Origin of the sequence: Vibrio sp. qd031 (assembly GCF_002100145.1) — a bacterium.
Classification (GTDB): Bacteria; Pseudomonadota; Gammaproteobacteria; order Enterobacterales; family Vibrionaceae; genus Vibrio.
Window position 1 is genome coordinate 1 of the sequence record NZ_JXQD01000005.1, and the last position, 24,688, is coordinate 24,688.

Annotated in this window: 24 protein-coding genes; 16 read left to right on the top strand and 8 right to left on the bottom strand. The window is 42.7% G+C overall.

Annotated elements, in window-relative coordinates; translation table 11 throughout:
* The first annotated feature begins 257 nt into the window (after positions 1 to 257).
* The 11 genes from ST37_RS03970 to ST37_RS04020 all read left to right on the top strand — a co-directional run bounded on the left by ST37_RS03970 (position 258) and on the right by ST37_RS04020 (position 11,418).
* Entirely contained in the window at positions 258 to 689 is a 432-nt protein-coding gene (locus ST37_RS03970) for a hypothetical protein (protein WP_084883990.1), read from the top strand.
* Positions 686 to 2,032 (top strand): MBL fold metallo-hydrolase, encoded by a 1,347-nt coding sequence (locus ST37_RS03975; protein ID WP_242426213.1) that lies wholly within the window; start codon positions 686 to 688, stop codon positions 2,030 to 2,032. The genes ST37_RS03970 and ST37_RS03975 overlap by 4 nt, the downstream gene beginning before the upstream one ends.
* Positions 2,033 to 2,181: 149 nt before the next feature.
* Positions 2,182 to 2,658, top strand: coding sequence for a pantetheine-phosphate adenylyltransferase (coaD, locus tag ST37_RS03980; protein ID WP_084883991.1), 477 nt, complete (start codon positions 2,182 to 2,184; stop codon positions 2,656 to 2,658).
* Between the two features lie 80 nt (positions 2,659 to 2,738).
* Entirely contained in the window at positions 2,739 to 3,680 is a 942-nt protein-coding gene (gene rfaD / locus ST37_RS03985; protein WP_084883993.1) for an ADP-glyceromanno-heptose 6-epimerase, read from the top strand.
* Positions 3,681 to 3,781: 101 nt separating this feature from the next.
* Positions 3,782 to 4,777 (top strand): lauroyl-Kdo(2)-lipid IV(A) myristoyltransferase, encoded by a 996-nt coding sequence (lpxM, locus tag ST37_RS03990; RefSeq protein WP_084883995.1) that lies wholly within the window; start codon positions 3,782 to 3,784, stop codon positions 4,775 to 4,777.
* Positions 4,767 to 5,816: a lipopolysaccharide heptosyltransferase II gene (gene waaF / locus ST37_RS03995; protein WP_084883997.1), complete on the top strand. Its 1,050-nt coding sequence runs from the start codon at positions 4,767 to 4,769 to the stop codon at positions 5,814 to 5,816. Before lpxM ends, waaF begins: the two co-directional genes overlap by 11 nt.
* 21 nt (positions 5,817 to 5,837) lie before the next feature.
* The gene (locus ST37_RS04000) at positions 5,838 to 7,124 is read left to right on the top strand and encodes an O-antigen ligase family protein (RefSeq protein WP_084883998.1); all 1,287 of its coding nucleotides are present in this window, start codon (positions 5,838 to 5,840) and stop codon (positions 7,122 to 7,124) included.
* Positions 7,114 to 8,022, top strand: a complete 909-nt coding sequence (locus ST37_RS04005; protein WP_143698117.1) for a glycosyltransferase family 2 protein — start codon at positions 7,114 to 7,116, stop codon at positions 8,020 to 8,022. The genes ST37_RS04000 and ST37_RS04005 overlap by 11 nt, the downstream gene beginning before the upstream one ends.
* A 20-nt stretch (positions 8,023 to 8,042) precedes the next feature.
* The gene (waaA, locus tag ST37_RS04010; protein ID WP_347336209.1) at positions 8,043 to 9,329 is read left to right on the top strand and encodes a lipid IV(A) 3-deoxy-D-manno-octulosonic acid transferase; all 1,287 of its coding nucleotides are present in this window, start codon (positions 8,043 to 8,045) and stop codon (positions 9,327 to 9,329) included.
* 3 nt (positions 9,330 to 9,332) lie between these two features.
* Complete coding sequence (locus ST37_RS04015; RefSeq protein WP_084884003.1) at positions 9,333 to 10,451, top strand: glycosyltransferase family 4 protein; 1,119 nt, start codon at positions 9,333 to 9,335, stop codon at positions 10,449 to 10,451.
* Between the two features lie 64 nt (positions 10,452 to 10,515).
* Entirely contained in the window at positions 10,516 to 11,418 is a 903-nt protein-coding gene (locus tag ST37_RS04020) for a glycosyltransferase family 2 protein (RefSeq protein ID WP_172400926.1), read from the top strand.
* Positions 11,419 to 11,527: 109 nt separating this feature from the next.
* Here the strand turns inward: ST37_RS04020 and ST37_RS04025 are convergent, their stop codons facing one another.
* Positions 11,528 to 12,454, bottom strand: a complete 927-nt coding sequence (locus ST37_RS04025) for a glycosyl transferase family 90 (RefSeq protein WP_084884006.1) — start codon at positions 12,452 to 12,454, stop codon at positions 11,528 to 11,530.
* Between the two features lie 25 nt (positions 12,455 to 12,479).
* On the bottom strand, positions 12,480 to 13,526 hold the full coding sequence (locus tag ST37_RS04030) for a glycosyltransferase family 9 protein (protein WP_084884007.1): 1,047 nt from the start codon (positions 13,524 to 13,526) through the stop codon (positions 12,480 to 12,482).
* Between the two features lie 157 nt (positions 13,527 to 13,683).
* Here ST37_RS04030 and ST37_RS04035 point away from each other — a divergent pair, with 157 nt between their 5' ends.
* Entirely contained in the window at positions 13,684 to 14,394 is a 711-nt protein-coding gene (locus ST37_RS04035; protein ID WP_084884008.1) for a 3-deoxy-D-manno-octulosonic acid kinase, read from the top strand.
* A 32-nt stretch (positions 14,395 to 14,426) separates the two neighbouring features.
* Here the strand turns inward: ST37_RS04035 and ST37_RS04040 are convergent, their stop codons facing one another.
* The 6 genes from ST37_RS04040 to rpmB form a co-directional block, all read right to left on the bottom strand.
* On the bottom strand, positions 14,427 to 15,494 hold the full coding sequence (locus tag ST37_RS04040) for a glycosyltransferase family 9 protein (protein WP_242426214.1): 1,068 nt from the start codon (positions 15,492 to 15,494) through the stop codon (positions 14,427 to 14,429).
* A gap of 88 nt (positions 15,495 to 15,582) precedes the next feature.
* The gene (locus ST37_RS04045) at positions 15,583 to 16,371 is read right to left on the bottom strand and encodes a glycosyltransferase family 2 protein (protein WP_084884009.1); all 789 of its coding nucleotides are present in this window, start codon (positions 16,369 to 16,371) and stop codon (positions 15,583 to 15,585) included.
* A 164-nt stretch (positions 16,372 to 16,535) separates the two neighbouring features.
* On the bottom strand, positions 16,536 to 17,345 hold the full coding sequence (mutM, locus tag ST37_RS04050; protein WP_084884011.1) for a bifunctional DNA-formamidopyrimidine glycosylase/DNA-(apurinic or apyrimidinic site) lyase: 810 nt from the start codon (positions 17,343 to 17,345) through the stop codon (positions 16,536 to 16,538).
* Between the two features lie 34 nt (positions 17,346 to 17,379).
* Positions 17,380 to 17,850, bottom strand: a complete 471-nt coding sequence (locus tag ST37_RS04055; RefSeq protein WP_084884012.1) for a hypothetical protein — start codon at positions 17,848 to 17,850, stop codon at positions 17,380 to 17,382.
* A gap of 115 nt (positions 17,851 to 17,965) precedes the next feature.
* Entirely contained in the window at positions 17,966 to 18,133 is a 168-nt protein-coding gene (gene rpmG / locus ST37_RS04060) for a 50S ribosomal protein L33 (RefSeq protein WP_084884015.1), read from the bottom strand.
* 13 nt (positions 18,134 to 18,146) lie between these two features.
* Positions 18,147 to 18,383 (bottom strand): 50S ribosomal protein L28, encoded by a 237-nt coding sequence (rpmB, locus tag ST37_RS04065; RefSeq protein ID WP_004728407.1) that lies wholly within the window; start codon positions 18,381 to 18,383, stop codon positions 18,147 to 18,149.
* Positions 18,384 to 18,772: 389 nt separating this feature from the next.
* Here rpmB and ST37_RS04070 point away from each other — a divergent pair, with 389 nt between their 5' ends.
* The 4 genes from ST37_RS04070 to ST37_RS04085 all read left to right on the top strand — a co-directional run bounded on the left by ST37_RS04070 (position 18,773) and on the right by ST37_RS04085 (position 24,682).
* Positions 18,773 to 20,254 (top strand): capsule assembly Wzi family protein, encoded by a 1,482-nt coding sequence (locus tag ST37_RS04070; protein WP_084884017.1) that lies wholly within the window; start codon positions 18,773 to 18,775, stop codon positions 20,252 to 20,254.
* A 334-nt stretch (positions 20,255 to 20,588) separates the two neighbouring features.
* Positions 20,589 to 21,902: a flippase gene (locus tag ST37_RS04075; RefSeq protein ID WP_084884018.1), complete on the top strand. Its 1,314-nt coding sequence runs from the start codon at positions 20,589 to 20,591 to the stop codon at positions 21,900 to 21,902.
* 84 nt (positions 21,903 to 21,986) lie between these two features.
* The gene (locus ST37_RS04080) at positions 21,987 to 23,414 is read left to right on the top strand and encodes a Coenzyme F420 hydrogenase/dehydrogenase, beta subunit C-terminal domain (protein ID WP_084884020.1); all 1,428 of its coding nucleotides are present in this window, start codon (positions 21,987 to 21,989) and stop codon (positions 23,412 to 23,414) included.
* Between the two features lie 29 nt (positions 23,415 to 23,443).
* Entirely contained in the window at positions 23,444 to 24,682 is a 1,239-nt protein-coding gene (locus ST37_RS04085) for a polysaccharide pyruvyl transferase family protein (protein ID WP_084884022.1), read from the top strand.
* Positions 24,683 to 24,688: the final 6 nt, after the last annotated feature.

Below are 24,688 nucleotides of genomic sequence, written 5' to 3' on the forward strand. Positions count from 1 at the left end.
CTCCCCGCTCCCCGCTCCCCGCTCCCCGCTCCCCGCAGCGTAGCGTCCTCGCTTCTCGCTTCTCGCTTCTCGCCCCCCGCCCCTAATCTCCCTAGTGTTACGAGATCTCCATCACCAAAAAATGAAATCTGACACATATGGAGTTGCACAAAACACCACATCATTCACAAATTCTTTTCCCTATACCGATCCTTGTCCGCGAGCCTGCTAGCGTTATTAACACCCATTTAACAACAGCTCATTGACAAGGAGAGTTCATGATCAGTCGCTTCTTTTGCATCGACAAGCAGTCCGCCAATTTCCACAACAAAGTCGTGCTCTTTAGCCAAGGCATTAATATTCCGGGTGTTGCCAAAAAATACATATCGATGTCGAGGGCGCTTAAAGAGACGGTGACCAAAGCGCGAGTGCTCGATATGGGGACGGCGTCTGATCAAGATAGGATTATTTCTCGGCATGAGATTAAACAGCAGGTTGCCCAAATGATGACGGCAGTATTAAACGCGCACAAAGAAGGGCAGTTTGATGAGGGGGAAACCCGTGAGCTTTGTACTCTGCTCATGCAAATTGATGGGATCGCAAATGAAGAAATTGACATGGTGCTCGACCCCGAAAAGTACGATATTTCAGAAGAAGCAAAAGTAGTGGCTAATCGTACATTTCGCTATAAAGAGAAAAACGCACGTTGAAGTTGTCTCACCAACTAACCTCAGAAATCAATGTGATACACCATGGTGCAAAGCATGGAGTGACAGGCTCTTGCCATCAGCTCAACTTGCCCGGTGGCTCGCTATTAGTCGATTGTGGACGATTTCAGGGCCATGAAACACGTGCACTGGATATTGATTTCGATGTAACCAAAATTAATGCACTTATCGTCACACACGCGCACATTGATCATGTTGGGCGCATCCCTTGGTTACTTGCCGCAGGTTATCGGGGGCCTATTTACTTAACTCATGCCAGTCAGCACTTGCTGCCACTCATGCTTGATGATGCGTTGCATATTGAAGGGTTGCCAGCCAACGTTCGGCGTAAGTTACTTGCGAAATTAACCACACAAATGCGACCTTGTGATTATCAGCGGTGGGTACCTATCGAATGCGGAACAGGTGTTAAGGTTCGCTTTCAACCAGCAGGTCATATACTGGGCTCGGCATTCGTTGAAATAGACAGCAATGACAAGTCCCGCATTGTATTTTCTGGTGACTTGGGGCCCAATCAAACACCGTTGCTGCCTGATCCTCAATCACCAAATAAAGTGGACTTTCTATTTTTAGAATCGACCTACGGCAATCGTAAACATCAGAGCATCATTGACCGAAAGGCCCGGTTAGCCAGCATACTGCATGACGCGATCGAGAACCAAGGCACTGTGATTATTCCCGCGTTCAGTGTTGGGCGCACACAAGAGCTGCTGTACGATATTGAACAGTTGATCCATAGTCATGATTTATCGAGCTCGCTGCCAATCATCGTGGATTCGCCAATGGCGATGAAAGTGACGGATTCTTATCGATTGTTTAAACGTCTGTGGGGCGACGAAGCCAAACATAGAGTGGCGTCTGGTCGACATCCACTGGCCTTTGATCAGTGCATTACCATAGACAGTCATGATCAGCATTTGGCGATCGTAAATCGGCTTGCCAGCACCGAGCAATCGGCCATCGTGGTTGCTGCATCAGGAATGTGTACCGGTGGGCGTGTGGTCAATTATTTAAAAGCGCTCCTTCCACTGGCAAGTACAGAAGTACTGTTTTGTGGCTATCAAGCGAAAGGGACATTGGGTAGCGAACTCGTCGAAGTTCCTAGCACGGTACAAATTGATGATCAGACAGTTCCAGTCGAAGCGTCAATTTACACAATGTCTGGGTATTCCGCGCATGCCGATCAGGCTGATTTGGTTAACTTTGTTAGAAACATTAAGTCGTCGATTCAGCAAGTTCATCTAATCCATGGTGAGACAAAGGCAAAAAAGGACTTAAAAGCACAGTTAGTGACGCTGGCGAACGTCCAGCAAGTGATTGAGTAGCGCTGACCCCACAACGATTCAGTGAGAACAGTCTCAATTTACACATCAAATTACGCTAAGCTAGATAAAGCAGTTGCCAAGCGTTCAATTCTGGCAATGATAGCCACTATGTAATGCATATGTGCATAGGTTTATCCTCAGGACTCACTATGAAAAAAGCCATCTACCCAGGCACTTTTGATCCGATCACGCTTGGCCACTTAGACCTGATCAAGCGCGCAGCAGAGATGTTTGACCATATTGTCATTGGCGTAGCCGCCAGCCCCAGTAAAAATACCTTGTTTAGCCTCGAGGAGCGAGTTGCGCTGATCAGCCAAGTCTGCGCCGAACTAGATAATGTCAGCGTACATGGTTTTAGCGGGCTGCTGGTCGATTTTGCCAAACAGCAACAAGCCAACTTGCTCATTCGTGGGCTAAGAACCACTATGGATTTTGAATATGAGTTTGGGTTAACAACCATGTACAGAAGACTGATGCCAGAGCTAGAAAGCATCTTTTTAACCCCAGCCGAAGAGTACGCGTTTTTGTCATCGACATTGGTACGCGAGGTCGCGATCCATGGTGGAGAAGTGGCGCAGTTTGTGCCAACAGTGGTAAATCAAGCGCTAGCCACCAAACTCAGTTAACTCTTTCGCAAGCTTGGCCGCTACATTTCAGAGCGCGAGCTTGCTATACTTCAGCTAAATTTCATTTTGGATAAGCAGTTATGATCATTGTCACAGGCGGCGCGGGTATGATTGGCAGCAATATTGTCAAAGCGCTAAACGAGCAAGGCATTCGCGATATTTTGGTCGTGGATAACTTAAAAAACGGTAAAAAGTTTAAAAACTTAGTCGACCTAGAGATCGCCGACTATATGGATCGTGACGATTTTCTTACTCAAATCATGGCTGGTGACGACTTCGGGCCAATCGATGCAGTATTCCACGAAGGTGCGTGTTCAGCCACGACAGAGTGGGATGGCAAGTACATGATGCTCAACAACTACGAGTACTCAAAAGAGCTGCTGCATTACTGTTTAGAGCGTGAAATTCCATTTTTGTACGCATCATCTGCAGCGACTTACGGCGACACTGACGTATTCAAAGAAGAAAAACAATACGAAGGTGCACTGAACGTCTACGGTTATTCCAAACAACAGTTCGACAACTACGTGCGTCGCATTTGGCAAGACGCTGAAGAGCACGGAGAGACGTTAAGTCAGATCACCGGATTCCGCTACTTCAATGTATACGGCCCACGAGAAGATCATAAAGGCTCTATGGCGTCAGTGGCATTTCATCTAAATAACCAAATGTTAGCCGGCGAAAATCCAAAACTGTTTGAAGGCAGTGGACACTTCAGACGTGACTTTGTGTACGTTGGCGATGTCGCAGCTGTAAACCTATGGTTTTTGCAAGCGGGCAAGTCAGGTATCTTCAACCTAGGTACCGGTAACGCAGAGTCCTTCGAAGAAGTCGCCAAAGCTGTGGTAGCTCATCATGGTAAAGGAACAGTAGAAACCATTCCGTTTCCGGACCACTTGAAAGGTGCCTATCAAGAATATACCCAAGCTGACTTAACTAATTTACGAGCAGCAGGTTGCGATCACCAGTTTAAAACGGTTGCCGCAGGTGTTGCAGAGTACCTATCTATTCAAAATGGGTAGTGCTTAGCCCCCTCAATACATAAAACACATGTGCTGCTGGGTAAGCCTAGTAGCACAGAGTGCTCAGTAGTCTCAAAAAAGAGCAAGTGAAAAAGGCGACAATGACACAGCGAAATGATTTCGATCCTAAAGCGTACAACCCCACTTTTCAGTGGCGTTTCTTAGCACCTAAGTACTGGGGAGTATGGCTTGCGCTGGTTATTGGGCTTCCCATAGCTTTGCTACCGCACAAATGGCATTTAAAAATCGCCACATTCATTGCAAATCGCTTTTATCAAAAGAAGACAGGCCCAGCCCATCGCGCCCGTGTTAACTTGCACCTCTGTTTTCCCGAGAAGCCCTTTGCACAACGTGAAGAGATCATCAGACAAACCTTCATAACTGCCATTACCTTTTTATTGTCTTTTCCTGCTGTTAGCCTTCGCAAAAGAGAATGGCTAGAAAAACGCTCGACAATTTCAGGACTCGAAAACATCACCCGCCACACCGATAACGGTGAAAATGTGATATTGCTGGTTCCGCATACATTCGCAATTGATATTCCAGCGATTTTGTTCGCTTCAAAAGGAATGCCAGTATCAGCAATGGCAAAGAAGCAAAAAAATGAAGTTGCTGACTGGCTAATGCATAAACAGCGCGTGCAATATGGTGGTCGTGTTTATGAAAGAAGCGGCGGGATTAAGCCCTTTATTAAGTCGGTAAAGGATGGGTACTTGGGGTATTACTTGCCGGACCAAGACCACGGGCCTGAGCACAGTATCTTTGTTCCTTTTTGCGCTGCGACCAAGGCAACTTTGCCGGGTTTAGGCAAGCTATCTAAGGTTAGTCGAGCTAAGATTGTGCCGATTTTTTCAAACTATAATGCGCAGACGAATCAGTTTGAGATCGATATACACCCAGCCTTTGAGCCGTACCCATTAGAGACAATAGAAAAAGACGCAATCTTAATGAATACCTTTATTGAGCAGCGCTTGCTGGAGCGTCCCGAGCAATATATGTGGATCCTTACTCTGTTAAGAACCCAGCCTGACGGCGAAAACTATTATCGAATTCTTAACCCACTCTACGACACTGAATGGAAGCTCAATGACCGCTAGTCCTAAAATTCTTGTTATTGGCCCCTCTTGGGTCGGTGATATGGTGATGTCTCAGGCGCTTTACATTAGCCTAAAACAACAACACCCCAGCGCCACTATTGATGTCCTCGCACCTGCGTGGTGTAAACCAATTTTGGACAGAATGCCTCAGGTAAATCATGCGATAGAAATGCCCATTGGTCATGGGGAGTTCAATTTCTCAGGGCGTGTTGAATTAGCACGGTCATTGCGTAACAAGGCATACACTCAAGCCATTGTTTGCCCTAACTCAGCTAAATCGGCTCTTATACCGTGGATGGCAAAAATCCCCAAACGAACTGGTTGGAAGGGGGAGTTTCGCTACGGGTTACTTAACGACATTCGAACTAATAAGAAGTCATTTCCGTTGATGGTTGAGCGTTACGTGGCGCTTGCTCACACTAAATCCTCCATGAGCAATGCGACGGTGTTAGGGGGCCTAGAAAACCTGCCTAAACCGTCTTTGTTTGTTGACCCTTCTATACAAGGCGAGACGCTAGACAAGTTTGGCTTAGATAAGCATACGCCTGCCGTGGGCTTGTGTCCGGGTGCTGAATTTGGTCCGGCAAAGCAATGGCCTGTAGAGCATTATGCAACAGTTGCGAAAGAGCTACTGAAGAGCGGCTATCAGGTTTGGTTATTTGGCTCTGCCAAAGACAGGCAAACTACTCAGGCAATTGCTGCGCAAGCAGACCAGCATAGTAAAGCTAAGATCGCGAATTTGGCCGGTGAAACCAGTTTGATTGAAGCGGTTGATTTGCTCGCGGCATGTCAAACTGTTGTGAGTAATGACTCTGGTCTTATGCACGTCGCTGGGGCTGTTGGTTGCCACGTAATAGGCGTTTACGGATCTACGTCATTTCAATACACACCTCCTCTAGCGAATCGAGTAGATACCGTGAGCACCAATATTGAATGTCGTCCGTGCTTTAAAAGAGAGTGTCCATTAGGCCATTTAAAATGCCTGAAAGAGTTATCACCATCTAGAGTTCTAGATTGTATTGATAGCCCTAAATTTTAGAGTATAAATTGAGTAAGTTGTATGTCATCAAAAGCCAGTAAGTTCTTTCTTTCTCATAATTATGGGTTGTTTATGTATTGTTGTTGCATAGCATATTGTGCAACAGCAATGCCTATGCTGGGGATTGCTAGTGATTTCAAAACGCTTATTTTACTCGGCGGTTTACCCGTAATTTTTATTAAATTCAGAAGAAATGAAATCGACAAAAAAATTGTCTATTTATTAGTGTTTTCAATAGTTATTCAAGTCATTAGTTGGATTAACTCTCTTTTTGTTATTCCAGATGAAGCAAAAAGTTATCCCGACATTAAATTGCTAACGACATTATTTCTATTTGCTGTAATGGCATTATGGATAAGTGGTGATAAAAAAAGGCAGCATTTATTGTATCTAACACTAATCGTTAGCTTTATAGCGACTGCTTTCTATGACAATGCGGTAAATGGTAGCTTTGCTACGGCGTTAAATGGTCGACGTATAGACTATGGAATGCATAATGCTCAATACACAACAATGGTTTCTGCAGTAGTAATCATGTTGTCGACGTATCTTTTTTATAGTATCAGCAAAGTAAATCGGAAGTTATGGCATAACGCTTTATTCTTATTTGTGATCGGATTTTCTGTATTTTCAATGATCGCAAGTCAAAGTCGACAAATTTGGTTAGCTATGGTCGTCCTCGGGGTGATATGCCCAATAGTTTATTCAATCAAATATAAAGTAAGAAAAAGAAAAGTCGTCTCAGTTTATGCTTTAATGGTGGTGGTAGTTTTGTCTCTTATTTCTAGTCAAAATATTAGGGATAGAGTAATGAAAGAATCTGACATCATACTAAAAATTGCAACGTTGCAGTGGGATGACATTCCTATGACTAGCGTTGGAATAAGGTTTAACTCATGGATAGAATCTATAGAATATATAGAAAGAAGCCCTTTAGTTGGAGCATCAAAAGAGTCGATTAAACTTGTTACACAACAATCAGAAAAGTTCCAGGCTTCTTCAAAAGCAAGAAATATAGGCCATCTTCATAATTATTACTTGGAGACTTTAGTGGCATTTGGCGTTGTTGGGTTGATTTTTATTGTAATATATTATAGGCATATTTATATTAGGGTTAAAAATAAAAACTCAGATGCAGAATTTTTATTGTTTTTAGTGTTCCTTATTTTCTGGTTGATCATTAATAATTTTGAATCATTTAACTCTAAGTTCTATGGTCTATATATTCAGAACATAGTTTTTGCAGGTCTATTTCGTATTTATCAGGAAGATAATACATCACAGCTGGGTGAGGAATATGTCGATTAAATCATTGATTAAAAAAAGGAAGATAGAACGTAGAAACCTTAGAAATATACAAGTTGATATGGATGGGCTCATCCGAAAGAATTTCTTCCTCCAAAATTCCATGCAGTCTACAAGTGCGCTGATATCAGAAAAAAATGATCGAGAAAACGAACTTATTGTTAGTTTAACTACCTATTCAAAACGTATTCACGAAGTGCATTTAGTTATCGAGTCAATTGGATTTCAAACCGTTTTAGCCGATAGAATTATTCTTTGGTTGGATGAGGAAGAGTTCACTGATGAGACAATTCCTCAAGTTCTAAAAAATCAAATAAAGCGTGGTTTGGAAGTGCGTTTTTGCAAAAACTACCGCTCGTATAAAAAGCTATTCCCTACATTAACAATCGCCCCAGCAGCAAATGTAGTTACCATTGACGATGATTTCTTGTATCCGCATGATTTTCTAGAGTCTTTATCCCGCGCGGCTAATCACCATCCAAATGCAATTATCGGAACTCGCGCGCATACTATGAAGGTCGATGGCGATCAATTGCTGCCTTATAAACAATGGGATTATGAAAGTAGCTTTAAAGCAAATGGCCACTTAACCTTCTTAACCACTGGAGCTGGTACTTATTTTCCTTCCGGTATCCTTAAAGGCGAAATTTGCGATCCCAGTTTGTTTATGGATCTCAGCCCATCGGCTGACGATGTATGGATCAATTTGATGTGCATGAAAGCTGGCATACCACGTTTAAAAATTAACGATGATCGAAACTTTAAACAGCGTTTTTTTGAGCTACAGCAAAATCAAGATATCGCGCTAAACGCGAGTAACGTGCATCAAGCGAATAATGATCGCCAAATCAAAAAAATAGTTGAGCATTTTAATCTAAATGTGACTGAGAAAAGTAACTAAAGGTAATACTAAAATTGATATTGTTCCTAATTTACAATGTAGTTTTATGGATAGTGATGCCTTTCTATTTGTTCAGACTATTAAAGAACAATAAAGATGCACCAGCTATTGGTGAGCGTTGGAAAGAGTATTTTGGATATACACCAGCACTCACTAGAGATGAGTCACCGCTTTGGGTGCATGCGGTCTCCGTAGGCGAGGTGATTGCCGTAGCACCATTAATTAAAGCGTTGCATCAATCTACAACTAAACCAATATTGGTTACAACCACAACAACAACGGGTGCGGAGCAAGTGAACAAGTTACTTGCAAACGAAGTCGAGCACCGCTTTATGCCACTAGATTCGCCCTGGGCGATTAAACGGTTTCTAAATACAGTAAAACCAGAAAAACTGCTCATAATGGAAACGGAGTTATGGCCTAACACTCTCCGGTTGGTTCATAAAGCAAATGTCCCCATATCCGTTGTTAATGCAAGGCTTTCCCAACGTTCTTACTCTAGATATCTGAAGGTTAGTTCGCTGTTCACGCTTATTTCAAAATACCTTACTCACGTAATTTGCCAAAATGAGTCTGACGCCAAGCGCTTTTCTCAACTTGGTGTGGACGACAAAAAAATCCACATCTCGGGCTCGATTAAGTTCGATATCCCCATTGATAGCTCGCGAAAAAAGAGTGGGGATGAGCTTAGAAACACGTTGGGTAGAGACAGGCAAGTGTGGGTAGCTGCCAGTACACATGCAGGGGAAGAACAACAAATCCTCGACGCTCATTCTAAAATCCTAGTCAATCACCCTAACTCTTTATTGCTGCTCGTGCCTCGTCACCCTCAACGATTTTCGGACGTTGAACGATTGTGCCGGGCATCTGGATTTGAAACCAGCAGACGCTCGCTCAACGAACAAGTGTCAGAAAAAACGACAGTTTACTTGTGCGATACGATGGGGGAGCTGCTCACATTAATCAGTGCGGCTGATCTCTGCTTTATGGGAGGGAGTTTAGTGGGTGACAAGGTCGGAGGACACAACGTCCTTGAACCAGTTTCGTTAGATGTAGCAACTATTATTGGTCCCAGTTACTTTAATTTTAAAGATATAGTAGAGTCCCTAGACGCTAGGCAAGGCATCCTTCTATGCCAAGAGAGCGAAAGCTTGTCGAATACAGTGAGTCTTTTGTTTGAGCAAGACAAACAGCGGCTCGAGCTAGCGCGAAATGCTTCTTTGGTGTTGTCAGAAGGGAGAGGCGCGATAAATAGAACTTTAGATATTGTCACTGCAGAATCAGCGACAAGTAACAACGGAATATGATTAATGAAAATTGCTTTGGTCCATCTTCGACATGCCTACAGTGGCGGTGTAGAGCTATATTTGAACAAGCTTGCGGCGTACATGGCTGAAAAAGGTGAAGATGTTACCATCATCTGTCGTTCTCACGATAAAAGGCCCCCTCATCCTAAGGTAAAGTTTGTAAAGCTAAAGGGCTTAAGCATTGGTAAGACACATAGACTTTGGCGTTTCGCTAAAGATGTAGAACAGCACGTCAAACACTCAGACTACGACTTAGTCTACGGCCTCGCTCATGCATGGACACATGATGTACTTCGTATTGGGGCAGGAACCAGCTTTCATCAATCCAAGGCGCTGGGACGTAAAATGCGTTTTAAGGATAAAGTGAATAATGCTATTGAGCGAAAAGCGATGACCCCAGGCGCTTATCAGCATGTGATCTGCAACTCCGAGAAAAGTGCAGGTGAGATTAAAGAGCTACATCATGTCCCTGATGACAAAATCACGGTTATCCACAATTTTGTTGATACTACTCACTTCGATAGTCAAAGAGTCAAAACTGAAGCTGAAGCATTAAAAAATGAGCTAATGCTAAACGATGACTTACCCATTTTTTTGTTTCTCGGCACGGGCTACGATCGCAAAGGACTCAAGCCTACTCTAGAAGCGTTCTCTAAGTTGGATTATGAGGCGCGTTTAATCGTTGTTGGTAGAGAATCCAGAGAGCAAGACTACATTAATTATGCAAAACAGCTTGGAATTGCAGACTCGTGCATGTTTTTGGGTGAGAGAAGACAACCTGAGCTATTTTTTAGTATCGCAGATTGTTACGTGCTCCCAACTAAGTATGAACCTTTTGGTTTCACAGTGATTGAGGCGCTGTCTTGCGGTATTCCCGTTATTACAACGCAACAATGTGGTGCCAAAGAGGTTTTAACAGCTGACGTTTCAACGATAGTCTCTAGTCATGAGGATATTAGTGGGTTAGTAGAGGCCATGACTTATTGGGCATCGAAGTTCAAGGACAGCACACTGAAATCGACGTGTCGCGAGGTGGCCCTAAGAAATGAAATATCGACGGTTCTCGAGAAAAACTACCAGAAGCTGTTGGACGTTTATGACGCTAAATTCAAGCATGTTTAAACCCTTCCCAAATAAGCGCCTACGACCTAACGGCCAATCTGTACAGAAAAATTAGGACATACCGTTGAATCCAAAAGTCTCAGTAATTCTTCCCGCATTCAACGCCGCAGCAACTCTCCATGCTGCGGTAGAGAGCATTCTACGACAAACCTACACTAATATAGAGTTAATATGCATAGACGATGGCTCTAAAGATTCAACTCTAGAGGTGCTAAACACGTTTAAGGATGACTCACGAGTTAACATCATCTCTAGGGAAAACCGTGGCCTTATTGCCAGCTTAAATGAAGGCATAGACGCCTCTACAGGTAAGTACATCGCAAGAATGGATGCGGATGATATCTCTTTAGAAGATAGAATCGAAAAGCAAGTGAACTTCCTTGAAGCTCACTCTTCGGTGGTTGCGTTAGGAGGGGCGATTCATGAGTTTGACGAAACAGGGTATATCAAAGTAAAAACGAACCCTACTCACAATGAAGAGCTGCAGTTCCACTCACTGCATAAAATCCCTATCTGGCATCCGACCGCTATGTTTAGAGCCGATATTGTTAAGACATTTGGCGTCCGATACGATGCTCAATACCCACATGCAGAGGACGCAAAGTTTTGGTTTGAACTCTCCAAACTTGGTGAGTTAGCAAACTTAGAAGATGTACTGCTTAACTATCGTCGATCTGACGAGCAAGCATCAAAAAAGCATAACAAAGCGCAAAGGGCATCGGCTAACAAAGCGAGATTGGAACTGTATTATGAGCTTTCTCGGCAGTATGGCTTAAGCTTTGATAGCACCTCTCAATCAACAAGAGTGCATTGGCCTGAGGATAATAAACTTAGTCACCTATTTGTCCGGTTTGTGGTAAGTAAGCACTGCGATAGACCGCTAAAGGTAAAAGTAAAAACTGTAATCAATTCACCATTTTCTTTGCGAGACCGAATGCAACTGTTGTGGAAAATAGCCAGATTATAACTTGATTACCCAAAATGAGTTTTTAACGAGTCACCTTGTGCCATTAAAGGAGCGTTAAATTGGAGATAGCACAGTGCTGCTGCATAGTTGGCGCTACAGGTTAGTACACTTAAGTTAGTCGGTTGTGTCGAAAGTATTTTTCTGCGACTAATAACTCGATCGTTTTTTCAGTATCCTTATCGCCAAACTGCTCTAACCACTGATGTGCATTGCGTATGATCTTGAGTACGTCGTCTTCGTGATCTAAGTAGTAGTTGACTTGCTCAATGAGGTTTGAGTAGTCGTCCTTTACTTCAATGTAATGTATGCCAGCCTCTAGTCGCCCTTCCATAAACCATGTTTCAAATTTGGGTTTGGCCATAATGACCACCGAGTTTGATGACATTGCCCATTTTAGGTTGGTTGCTACATCGTTACCTTCAATAGCCAAGATAAACTTGTACTGCAGTTGCTCCAAAATGGTCATTTTGTCTTTCACCCAGGGAGCATCAATAATAGGTTTAGTCTGTCCAATGTTGCATTGAGGGTGGTTGTAAAACTGCTTAATGACGACGGCTCGGTGCGCCTTTGAGCCTGCACCTCGCCAAACCACCATATCTTTCTTTGCTGAGTAGGGGATAGGGTCACTAATGAAATTAAAGTGGCGCACCTTATTAAGTTTAAGTAGCACAGAGTTTTGGTTTTCGGTATCGACACTTATCGGCCTACTTTTGACAAAACTAGGGACTGATGGAACATGAGTAACGTCCCCGTTTATAAACTCAACTTGATTGTGTTTAGGAAAGTACTTTAGCGTGCTGTATAGGTCAAAAAAGTACGTCCAGCCACCGGTTTTTTTATAGTCTGAGATTGCAGTAGGGTTTGAAAGTGAGTAATCAGCATTTAGCTTGTTGTAATAGTTTACCCGTTCTAGCACGTGTTGAGAGCTGGCCAATGGGCTCTCAAGTCGACGCTTAGTCGTCAATCTAAAGAGAAAGGATGGTACAAGGTAAGCCAGCGCATTGCCTAAGTAATATTTTATCTTGTTGTTTCGCACAGTTTCGTTCCCTATGTCTTAGCTGCTATGTGAGACTTGAGGTGACGGTGTCAAACATATCAATAACTTGGCTCGACTGGATTCGTTCCATCGCGGATTTGTCCTTAACACGAGTGCGCCATTGGACGGTAGACTGGCCTCTTTCGGCATCAAGCGCTTCTTTATAAACAGATACCACGTGTTTTCGGAAATGATAAGGACCCGTTCGCTCTGGATTATGATGTGCATACAGTCCGATTACGGGAGTTTTTACCGCATTAGCCATGTGAACAGGCCCTGTATCGGGAGCGATAACGAGATCGGCTTGTTTAATTAATGACAACATTTCCATCAGCGAACTTTCACCCACTAGATTTCTTATAGGGGTGTCAATTTGTTCCATAATGTTATTCGCTAGGTCTACTTCTACTTGAGAAGGGCTACCGGCCAAAATAATTTCCCAACCATTATTGTAGGCATGCTTAATAACGTCAGCATATCCATTACTGGTCCAGTTTTTGTAAGATTTACTTGCCCCAGGCACAATCACTAGGTTTTTATTGCCTTCTGCTATGTGCTGGGTTGCCCAATTATTGTCAGCGGTAGTGATCGGAATTGTCCATGTTGGTTCTTGAACCGTAACGCCTAATGTTTGCGCGAACGCAAGTAAGCCATCGAGAACATGAGGCAAATCTTGGGGTGAAGGCACTTTGACATTGGTAAATAGTGTCTGAAAATCTTGGCTTCTGTCTTTATCGAACCCAAGAGTATATCTGGCTTTAATGCCTAAGGTTGCCACGCTAGCTCGCAAGGCATATTGACAATGTAGCAAGGCATCAAAACGTTGTTTAGAGAGTGTTTTCCATAGCTTAAAGTAGGCTCTGAAACCCTCTTTTTTGTCAAATTCAATAACATCAATACCGGGAAGAGGTCTGATTAACTCAGCTTCGAGCTTACCGGTAATCCAAGTGATCCTAGTCGTAGGCCATTGTTTCTGAATCATTTGAACGACGGCGATAGTATTACAAACATCGCCTATGGCAGAGAGTCGCAAAATACAAAGCGATGATGGTGCTGAAGAGAATAAAGCCATGGGAGAATCCAACCAAATCGAACTTTCGATTATGCAATTAAAGCGTATAAATGTAAAATCAAAGCGTTAACAGCATCACATTGTAATGGCGCTGCTTAAACACCATTACCTTCCCCCAAACTTATAGGCTTACGAGTGGCTTGTAGAGGATTTTGCTTTGCTTAAATCAACACCCAATGAGAGTACACGCATTTGGCACGACGAAGAGCAACTTGCAGGGTGCAATGTGCGCTGTTTCGATGCAACCTACTGGAAGCAATTGGGACGGATTACCGGATCTGCCAATGGAAGAGGTACGACATGGTTTGTCGATCTTGGAAATGGGCAAGGACAAGCCGCTTTACGCCAGTATCGCCGGGGGGGGCTACTGGGGAAAGTCATTAAGCAGTCTTATCTGTTCACTGGGTGGGAGAAGACGCGCAGCTATTGCGAGCTACAGCTGCTGTTTACCTTAAAAGAAGCTGGGGTAAACGTCCCCACACCAATTGCCGCGATTGCAACGCGCCATGGGTTTACCTACCAGGCCGCGCTGTTGAGTGAGCGGGTTGAGCAAGGTCGCGATCTATCTCATTTACTCTGTGAGCGAGAACTTAGCTCGGATGTTTATTTTTCGATTGGGCAGCAAATTCGTAAGATGCACAATGCCCAGGTCAATCATACTGACTTAAACATTCACAATATCTTGATCGATCACCAAATGAAGGTTTGGATAATAGATTTTGATAAATGCTATGTTGAGCAAGGAGATGGCTGGAAAAACGCGAATCTGCAGCGATTACAACGCTCTTTTCATAAGGAACAAGAGAAGATAGGGATCCGCTGGAGCAGCTCTGATTGGGAGTCACTTTTACAAGGTTGGTCACAATAGCGACCAACCATTTAGCCATTAACTAGACTAAGTCACTGCTCTCCAATCACTCGCGTAAGTGCCCGACTGGCATCGAGACTGTCGAGATGTTCATTAATCGAATAGTCACTTAATACCCCAAAAACTTCAGGATTGGTTTTATTGTACAATCCTATGCATCTGGCCCCCGCAGCATCCGCTAAATGCAGTGGGCCGGTATCACAACAGATAAATCCATCCATGTGTTTAAGCACGCTCGCAAGTAAGCGCATATCTTTTTGAAATACGGTGTGAATACCCGGTTGAAGAGGTGAGGTAATATCAGGGCTCAACACTTCCACCCAGTTTATAGATTGGTTAGAAGCCATTTCAAATTGCTTGATAATATCACGCCACTTTTCGTCTGAAAGCTGCTTAGATCCTCGAGCACCGCGAAAATACGCCAGAGTTATCTGCTCATCACGCTCAAACTCACGCTTTTTGTCATTGCCAAACTCAAGTTCCTCTGCCGTAAAAGCTAAGTGGTGAGAAATAGGCTCCACTAACGTGTTGCCCAGCCGCGCCAGCAGATACAAATGAGTTAGAGCGGCATGCTTTCTATCGTCACTTTTATCAAAAGTGTGTGTGTAGCATATATTGCGATTGTCATTAGGGGATGACACCTTATTCTTGCCGTTAAGCATGGCGCATATCATGGAGTCTTCGACAGAGTTAGTGGGTACGATCACTAAGTCATAGGTCGTTCTCTTCAATATACGGATCTCTTTAATATATGATAAGAGGTGTTTGAATGAGAAATTGGTATAGCGAATATGGTCTACATTTAACCCTTCGAAGACATGACCTTGCCACGATTGTTTAAGCACTAACGTTATATTGGCGTTTGGGTAAAGTGCTCGAGTCTGCGAGATAAATGGGATCAAAAAATACATATTCCCTATTCGACCGTTATTTCTCACAATCGCGATGTTTTTTACTTGGTCGTGGGGCAGTACGGTCTGTTGATTATGCTTTTTATTGTTCAAAAGCCAATACAGTAGCACTTCAAGGCGCTTCATTTTCGCACGACGATATTTGTCAAAGCTGCGCAGGGAGGTTTTTAGATTTTTTGTAAAACTCACGGAGATAACCTTTGTAGATGCAAAATAGTCAAAAGGAATACCAAGCAACCATGTGCCCATAGGTATTCGTTCTGTTAACAAAATAAATTTATTCAGACACTATGCCATTTGAGCAGCGAATCAGCCCTTTGTCTTTGGTTTGGTTTAGAAGCGTGGCGTTGTAGGCTGACATTGCTCGAGAGCTCTCTTCATGAAATAAATGAAAGGCCACCCCGCCATGTCTTAGTCGTTTACGCAAAATGCCGGCATTTTTCATACGTTGGGCAAATTCGTTGTCTTCTTTCCCCCAACCTTCGAAGTCTTGGTTAAATCCGTTTACATCGAGAACATCTTGCCGCCAAAATGCCATATTGCACCCTTTGGTCCCCCCAATAGAGGTTTTTCTCCCTACCGCTAATAGTTGCAACCAATATAGGCTTATAGAATAAGTTCGGTTCTTCAAATCTTTGATGGCGGGTGAAAATAGTGTTGGCGTCTTTCTGCTGGCCAACAAATCTTGGCTTCCTGTTGCGGTCAACATTGTTCGCCAGCCTTGAACAAAGTACCCTTTTTCAGCAAACCTTAAGTGGTCACGAATAAAGTGTTTGTGCAGCACCATGTCACCGTCAATCATGATGATGTAATCACCGGTTGCTTGAGCAATAGCGTTATTGCGGCTTTTTGATAATCGAAAGCCAAGATCGTCTTGCCAGCAATGGATCACAGACCCAGGGTGCTTTTCTTGCCAAGCTTGTACAACGTCTATTGTCTCTTGACCAGAACCGTCATCAGCAATAATTATCTGATCCGGCATAATACTTTGCTTAGTGGTACTTTCCATTACCAAGTCAAGCGCTTCGGGCCAATTATAGGTTGTAATGATTAAGGTCGTGTTCATGCGTATATCATTGTAGAGCCATTAATGCGCACTATATTACTTGAATCAAGCGGTAACACTAGAGTCTATCGAAGATTGTCGTTATCGCATTCTAAGATCAGGCTACAATGTGTTCAGCTACGCATCAAATTGATGGTGGGTAGACGTTTTAATTGTCATTGAGCTTAGCTTTGGCACTTATCACACCAAAATGTATTTCTTTGTGCAACCATCTTTGAGCTGATGGTGTTGGTGCAATTTGAGCAAGGCTTCCCTTCCTGTCCATAAACATGCAGAGTTTGCGCAAAATACCCAGGCTTGCCATCTGGTTGTTCAAAGTCGTTTAACGTGGTCCCACCTTGGCTGATAGCTTTCTCAAGTACCGACTTGATCTCATTGATCAATAATTGCCATTCCTTTTTTTTAACGGCATTTGCCTTACGAAATGGAGAGATCTTAGCATTGAACAACGCTTCATTGGCGTAGATGTTTCCCACACCAACGACCACCTTATTGTCCATAATAAACTGCTTGATGGTGACTTTTCTTTTTTGCGCCACAGGCCATACATACTCTAAGCAGAAATTGGCTGTCAGGGGCTCTGGACCTAAGTGCGAGAGCAGCTCAATGTTTTCTCCTTTAGCAAACCATAACCAGCATCCAAATCGGCGCGGATCGTTGTAGCGAAGTGTGACACCATTGCTCAGTACCATATCGACATGGTCATGTTTGGCCGGGGAGGTTGGAGTCTTCAATACACGCAATGACCCCGACATGCCTAAGTGCACAACAATAGTGCCAACATCCAATTGGATTAATAAGTATTTTGCCCGGCGTTCTACGCTATTAATCTGGTGACCAATGGCATCAGCTATCTGCTCTGGCACTGGCCATCGCAAGCGCGGCTGCCTGATCGTAAGGCTTGTAATAGTTTGCCCAACTAAATGTGGTGCTGTCCCCAAGCGGGAAACTTCAACTTCTGGTAACTCTGGCATGCTATGCGTCCGGTATGTTACAGGTAAAAATGGGCTATAGGCCTAAATAGTGACCGTCCACAGAGACTGCCAACCATTTGTTTTCCCAACTTTGTAGCAACCAAAACTGCTCAAACTCATAGGTTGTTATTCGCTGCGGCTCGTCAATATCGACGTACCACACCTCCACCGTTGATGGAGAGTGTAAGTTAGGTGAGAGCTGTTGGTATTGCTCGGCGGTGATCTCTGTGCCCACTAATGAGCGCCAACGTTGAGCAAGCTCGGTCGAGTCTAATGCAGAAAACGATTCGGTACTCCAATTGCCATTATCGTAGCGGATAGACATAGCGGGCAGTTCGATTTTATAAGGTGCGGCCGCAGGGTTAAGGACATACGGAAAGTCACTATAAGGGTCGGAAATGAACAGTGTTTTAATGATCGTTGGCAAATTGAGCGCAGTAATAAACAGAATGCACGCAATAATGATGACGTTGTTCCACTGACGACGTGTGAGCCTAGGCAGCATAAATTCCCTTTATTCAAGCAAACTGCTTTTAAGTAGTCATACTAATTACTATAAACTGCAGGCAATAAAAAACCCAGCCTAAGCTGGGTCTTCATGTCATCGAAGTTGGAATCAATTACTTGATCTTAGCTTCTTTGTACATAACGTGCTTACGAACAACTGGATCAAATTTCTTGATCTCAAATTTGCCCGGCATGTTACGCTTGTTTTTATCTGTAGTATAGAAGTGACCTGTACCAGCAGAAGAAACAAGTTTAATCTTTTCGCGAATGCCTTTAGCCATTGCTCAATTCCTCTTAAACGTTTTCGCCACGTGCACGGATATCAACAAGAACAGCATCGATGCCTTTCTTATCAATAATACGCATGCCTTTAGCAGTTAGACGTAGTTTAACAAAACGTTTTTCGCTCTCTACCCAGAAACGATGAGTTTGTAGGTTCGGCAGAAAACGACGCTTAGTAGCGTTACGCGCGTGTGAACGGTTGTTACCCGTTACCGGACGTTTACCAGTTACTTGGCATACTCGGGACATGAATGTCTTCTCCAAATCGTTTCAGCTCGATATCAACCTTGGAGGTTAAGCTTAATCATCACAAGTGATGGCTAGTCAAAACTACTGTGGATAATCCACACAAGGCTATCAAAGGTCGCGCATTATACTAACTTGCACGCAGTAGCTCAAGACCTAATCAGATCCTTTTTTCAGAATCGCAGATCTTTTTGTGCGTCGAACTGAGTTGTGCATAAAATTGTGGCGGAATAATACGGGAAATATGTAAGCGGTGCAATCATAGTCTGAGTAAGATTTCAGGCTTTTTTAGATAAAGGTTTTGTAAGGAGCTGTTAAGCCTTTACATTGACTCTGAAAACTCTCACTAGTACTGCTATAATTCGGCGGCATTTCCACTACTAGTTAACCCGATGAAACGTCACCTCGCATATCTACTGATCATTCTGTCCCTTATTTCACAGCAAGCTTTTGGCTCTTTATGGATCAATCCCGATGACGCGCAATTGCGTTCCGATATCCAAATGCTTGCAGCCGCCAAAGTAATTCGAGTTCCGGTTACGACTTACCCGTTAATGTGGCAAGGCGTGAAAGGCGATCTCGACAAATATGGTCACTTAGCAAACACACCATTATTAGAAGGCGCATTAGCTCGAGTTAACGCTGCTCATATAACGTCTCAAAGCGCACAAGGGACCGTGGAGATAGGTGGTGCTACTGACGCAAAGCGATTCAACCATTTTGGCTCTCCCGTTCGAGAGCAAGGTGAGCTCACTGTTGGGTATCAAGACTCATCGACTCGATGGGCGTACAATTTGGAAGCCACCTATTCAGTGAATGCTCATCACGATGAGACATTTCGTCTAGACAACTCTTATCTTGCCGGTGTCCTAGGAAATTGGGTGTTTAGTGCTGGCTATCAAGCACAGTGGTTTGGCCCTGGATTCGATTCAGCGTTAATAATGAGTACCAATGCACGTCCCTTACCAGGTCTCCACATTACTCGTCACAACCCAGAGGCATTTTCGGTCCCCATTCTAGAGTGGCTAGGCCCATGGACGTTAACGACAGGGCTCTCATGGATGGACGACGAGCGATACATGGAAGATGCACTGTTGTGGACGTTTAGGGGAACCTTTCGTCCCCATCCAAACTTGGAGTTAGGGGTAAGCCGAGGGGCTCAAATGTGCGGGACTCATCCAGACGGAAACGAGAAAAGCTGTGATTTGGAGACATTCTGGCGAGTCCTTGTAGGTGACACCAATGTTTGGTCTGGTGAAAACCCAGCGAACCAAATCGCATCGATGGATGCCAAATGGACCAGTACTGTCAACTCGCTTCCCTATTCCCTCTATATCGAAGTGGCTGGTGAAGATAACTTTAACTTAAATTTCCCTCCGTTCGACAAGCGCAGCTACTTGTATGGTGCTGATATTACCACGCCGTTAAAACACGGTAGCTTAACCACTATTTTTGAAATTACAGATACACAGTCGCATTGTAATTACACCAACTCTTACAACTGTACCTACGAACATGAACCATACCGTAGTGGGTATCGATATAATCGACGATCATTGGGTAGTACCTACGACAATGATACTCAAACCGTTACTCTAGGTTTTCTTGGGATCAACCAAGCGTCTGGTCATCAATGGAAGGCAAACGCGCGTTATTTAATGCTTAATCAAGACGATAGCAATAAAGCTCCCCCAGGTGGCAGTACTGTGGCAGACAAAGGGGAAAATGCGATAAACCTAGATGCAAGTTATCTTTTCCCGATTCAAATAGGTCAACTTGAGTTAGGCGCGGAAGTGATTTTTTCTGAGTATCTAGACGGGAGTGAAAGTGACTACAATCTTACTGCTTGGGGACAGTGGACATACAACTTCTAAAGCGAAAGTAGACCAACGGACTCGCCTAGAAGGCGTAAAATGTCAAAGTACTGATTTCCTCGAAAGCATACCGCCATTCCGTTACAATACCGCAATCTTAAGGTTCTGTTTGCGGTTTGGGAGCCTGACCCAAGGGTGGTAGCGTCCAAGATCGCCATTATTGACAATTGCTTTAGTAAATATATCAACACAAATATGAAGGACTAAAAAAATGATTTTATATAATGGTGCTCTCGCTTACTTGTGCTCGGTTACTATCAAACGAAAGACATCACGATGAATGTTAGCCTTCAATGTAAATTAGCCAAAATGCAACTAACTAAAAGTACGAAAATTGAATATTTCTAAATATTTCTCTAATACGCTATGGCTGCTACTAAGCAAAGTTTATCGAGTGGGGCTTGGGGTTGGCATTACGGTTTGGATGGCTCGATATCTGGGCCCAGAGCAATTTGGCGTGTTCAATTACGCACTATCATTTGTCATCCTATTCACGGTTTTAATTAATCTTGGATTGGAAAATATTGTCGTAAAGACGATTATAAACAGTCCTAGCAATGAAGGCGAAACTTTAGCATCCAGTTTATTGCTAAGAGCTATGGGTGGTTGCGTTTTTTTTATCAGTACAATAACACTGATAAACTATATAAGACCTAACGACTCAATAGTACATCACCTAGTTATAATTCTATCCATCGGCTATCTATTTAAAATATTCGAAGCCATTAGATACTGGTTTGAAGCTCATGTTAAAGCAAAATTCAGCTCTATAATTGAAGTGCTCGCCTTAACAACAAGTGTCGTTATAAAAGCTATATTGATATTAAATGACGCACCACTGATCTACTTTGCTTGGGCAGTCGTTGGAGAAATGGTTGTAATGGCCCTTGGGCTATCTGTTCTGTTTATGATTAAGTACGGAAAACCACTAAAAACGCTAAAGCCTAAACGAAAGAGAGTCCAATCGTTATTTTACGAAGCTTGGCCACTGACCCTTGCTAGCGCCCTGTATATGATCGCGGCAAAGATAGACCAAATCATGTTGGGGAACATGATAGATAGCGAAGCTGTAGGTGTCTATGCTGCGGCTGTAAAACTAAGCGAAGGCTGGTTTTTCATACCAGCTGTAATTGCGACGTCTTTGTACCCAACAATGCTGAGTGCCAAAAAAAATAGCCGAGTATTATATATTGAAAGAACCCAGCACTTGCTTAATTTGATGGCAATAATAGGAATTTCTGCTGCTATTTTTGTGATTTTAATCGCTAACCCACTTGTGAATTTTGTGTTTGGAACAGAATACCAGCAATCTGCCTCTGTTCTTATAGTGCATATATTAGGTGGTATTTTTGTTGCAATCAGTGGCATAAGTTATCGTTATTTGATTTCGGAAGGATTGCAAAAATACTCTTTGTACAGAGGATTAACTGGTGTTGTCGTTAACATAATAATGAATTTTTTCATGATTCCTCAATATGGCGTGATGGGGGCGGCAATTTCTACTGTAGTTTCGCAGTTTATGGCCTTGTACTTGTTTAACATTTCGAGGACTGAGACCAAAGAGCTCTTTTATATGCAATCAAAAGCTCTCTCGTTAACGGGGAGTGTTGCTACACTACGTCACTATAAGACAAAGATTCAAGGCTAGGTTTATTGAAACTGGCTTCAAGTTACAGTGAATTAGCTAACTAAAAAAACAACGATTACCAATATTTAGTTAAGGTTAGAGACAATGCAATCGGATCGGTGCAAAACGAAATTGACAGAAATGGTTATTGATAACGGTTACTGCGTTGGGTGCGGGGCATGTGCTGCTGTAAAATCTAGTCCATATAAAATGAAAATCAATGAAATTGGACAGTATGAAGCCATTATAGAGCCGACTAAAAGCATTGATAACCAAGTTGTAAATGCATGTGAGTTAGTTTGCCCGTTCGGTCCTAAATCTGAAAATGAAGATGCCATTGCTGAGAGGCTGTATGGAGAGCATTGTGAGCATGATTCAAATGTTGGATATTACAAAGCAAGCTATGCTGGATATGTCAATGAAGGTCAATTTCGGCAACAAGGCAGTTCTGGAGGGTTTGGTACATGGTTGCTATACGAACTGTTTAGAACCAATAGTATTGATGCTGTCATTCATGTTAAATCGATTAGTACCGATAAAGTAGCAAAGTTTGCCTATGCAATATCAACATCTAGCGCGGATATCCAAGGTGGGTCTAAATCGAGGTATTACCCAGTAGAGCTGTCTGAGGTAATGAGAATTGTTCGAGATAATCCTTCTCGTTATGCCATAATTGGGCTGCCTTGCTTTATAAAAAGTGTCAGATTGCTCATGGCATCAGACGAATCAATAGCGGCTAGTATAAAGTATTGTATTGGACTTGTATGTGGAGGCCTCAAAAGCTCTCATTACGCAGATAGTTTAGCTTGGCAAGCTGGAGTTGAGCCTAAAAATCTAGATAAAATTGATTTTAGAATAAAAAGTGAACTCGCTGCAAACAAGTATTCAACGTCTATTTCAGGACCCAACGGCGAGATTTTAATTCCAACAAGTGACTTATTTGGAACCGACTGGGGAATGGGGGCTTTCAAATATAAATCATGTGACTACTGTGATGATGTGTTTGCAGAAACTGCAGATGTTGTTCTAGGTGACGCTTGGTTACCGCAATATATACAAGACGGTAATGGTACAAATGTGTTGGTTGTACGTAACGAAACAATTTACAACATGATAGAACAGGCAATTAAAGAAAACAGAATCAAACTTGATGGGTTATCATTACAAAATGTTATCGCCTCGCAGGATGCAGGTATTCGCCACAGAAAAAAAGCGCTCGGATATCGCTTAGAGCTAGAGAAAGCAAAAAATAATTGGGTTCCTCCTAAGCGAGATGGTGTCAAAAATACAGCGCTATCAAGCCATGAGAAGCTGCGGCAGAAACTAAGACTACAGTTGAGAGAAACTTCTCACTCCTCTTTTCAAGAGGCTCTAGTTAAAAATGACTTGAATATTTATATTCAGGCGATGACTCCAATATATGAACGTTATAAAGGCATTAAAGGCAGTTACATAGAAAGAGCTTTAAAGTTTAATAAGAGAGTACGAAATTTTATTAAAAGAAAACTTGTCACTATAACCAATATAAAATAGAACACAATTAAGGTAAGAAGGTACGCTTCGTGAGAAATATAGTTGTATTGCAAATCCCAAACGCGAAAAATAATGGCTCCGCAATGATGGCCATTAATAGCATTAACTATTTTAATAATAAAATAGATGGGGATGTTAATTTCCTATGTGATTTTTCGACAAGCGATGACAGGGATAGAATTGTCGAAGAACTGAATGAAAGTATCAATGTTAGTAATTTGGATATACCCCAGTTCGATCGTGGAAATAGTTTGGTCTCTTCGTTGTTTAATAGATTGAAGTGGATAAAAGAAGTAATATCAGTGATGCGTAAACATGATCCACTAGCCATTTTGGTTTTAGGTGGTGATGATTTCAGTGAGTACTATTCTGGTTCGAAGATAATTATCAGACTGTTTTTTATGTACAGGCTGTCTCTACATTTTCCTGTATATCTGATAGGCCATACCATTGGGCCATTTACATCGTGGAGAAAGAAAGCATTTGGAATCTTAATGGCTAAGTGTCGAATTGTTACACGAGACAAACCATCACTCGAGCATCTAAAAAATGACATAAAGCATAACCATGCTTCTCTAGGCCATGATCTCGCTTGGTTCAATTTACCGATGCAAAATGATGAATTGAAAAAAAACATGCAAAACAAGTATCTGTTGGTTGAAGATGACTATGTCGTATTCACTCCTACAGCTCTTATTAAACATTACGCTGACTCTGAGAACGATTACCTCGTAGCGGTCAAAGAACTGATTGAGATACTAGTGCGTCAGGGAAAAAATGTTGTACTGATGCCGCATGTTTTCAATACAGAAAAGCGAGATGAACGCTGGGTAATTAGTGAGCTTGAGAAAATGCTTTCTGACACTCCATGTGTCACTTACATCAAAGATATGCTGCTTCCATCAGAGTGCCGTGCAATTGTTTCGGGGTGTACGTTTTCAATTGCATGTCGAATGCATGCCGCGGTATCTACGCTTCAAACAGGCAAGCCAACTATAGCGCTCTCGTACAGTATTAAATATGCCGGTGTCATCGGTGGTGATATGAAGTTACCAGAGTTGGTGATTGAATCTCGCAACAGTGAACTTTGGAAGTCTGGTATTGTAAATCAAATAGTAGAGAAAGTTGATTTTGTTGAAAATAATTATGACCAACTTTGTGCAAGGATCGAAGAGCGAGTAGAGGACATAAAGCGCGATCAAAAAAGAATTATGGACTCTATTTACAAGCAAATCGAGCTAAATAAAGGGGCTCCATTTGATAAATAGAAGGGT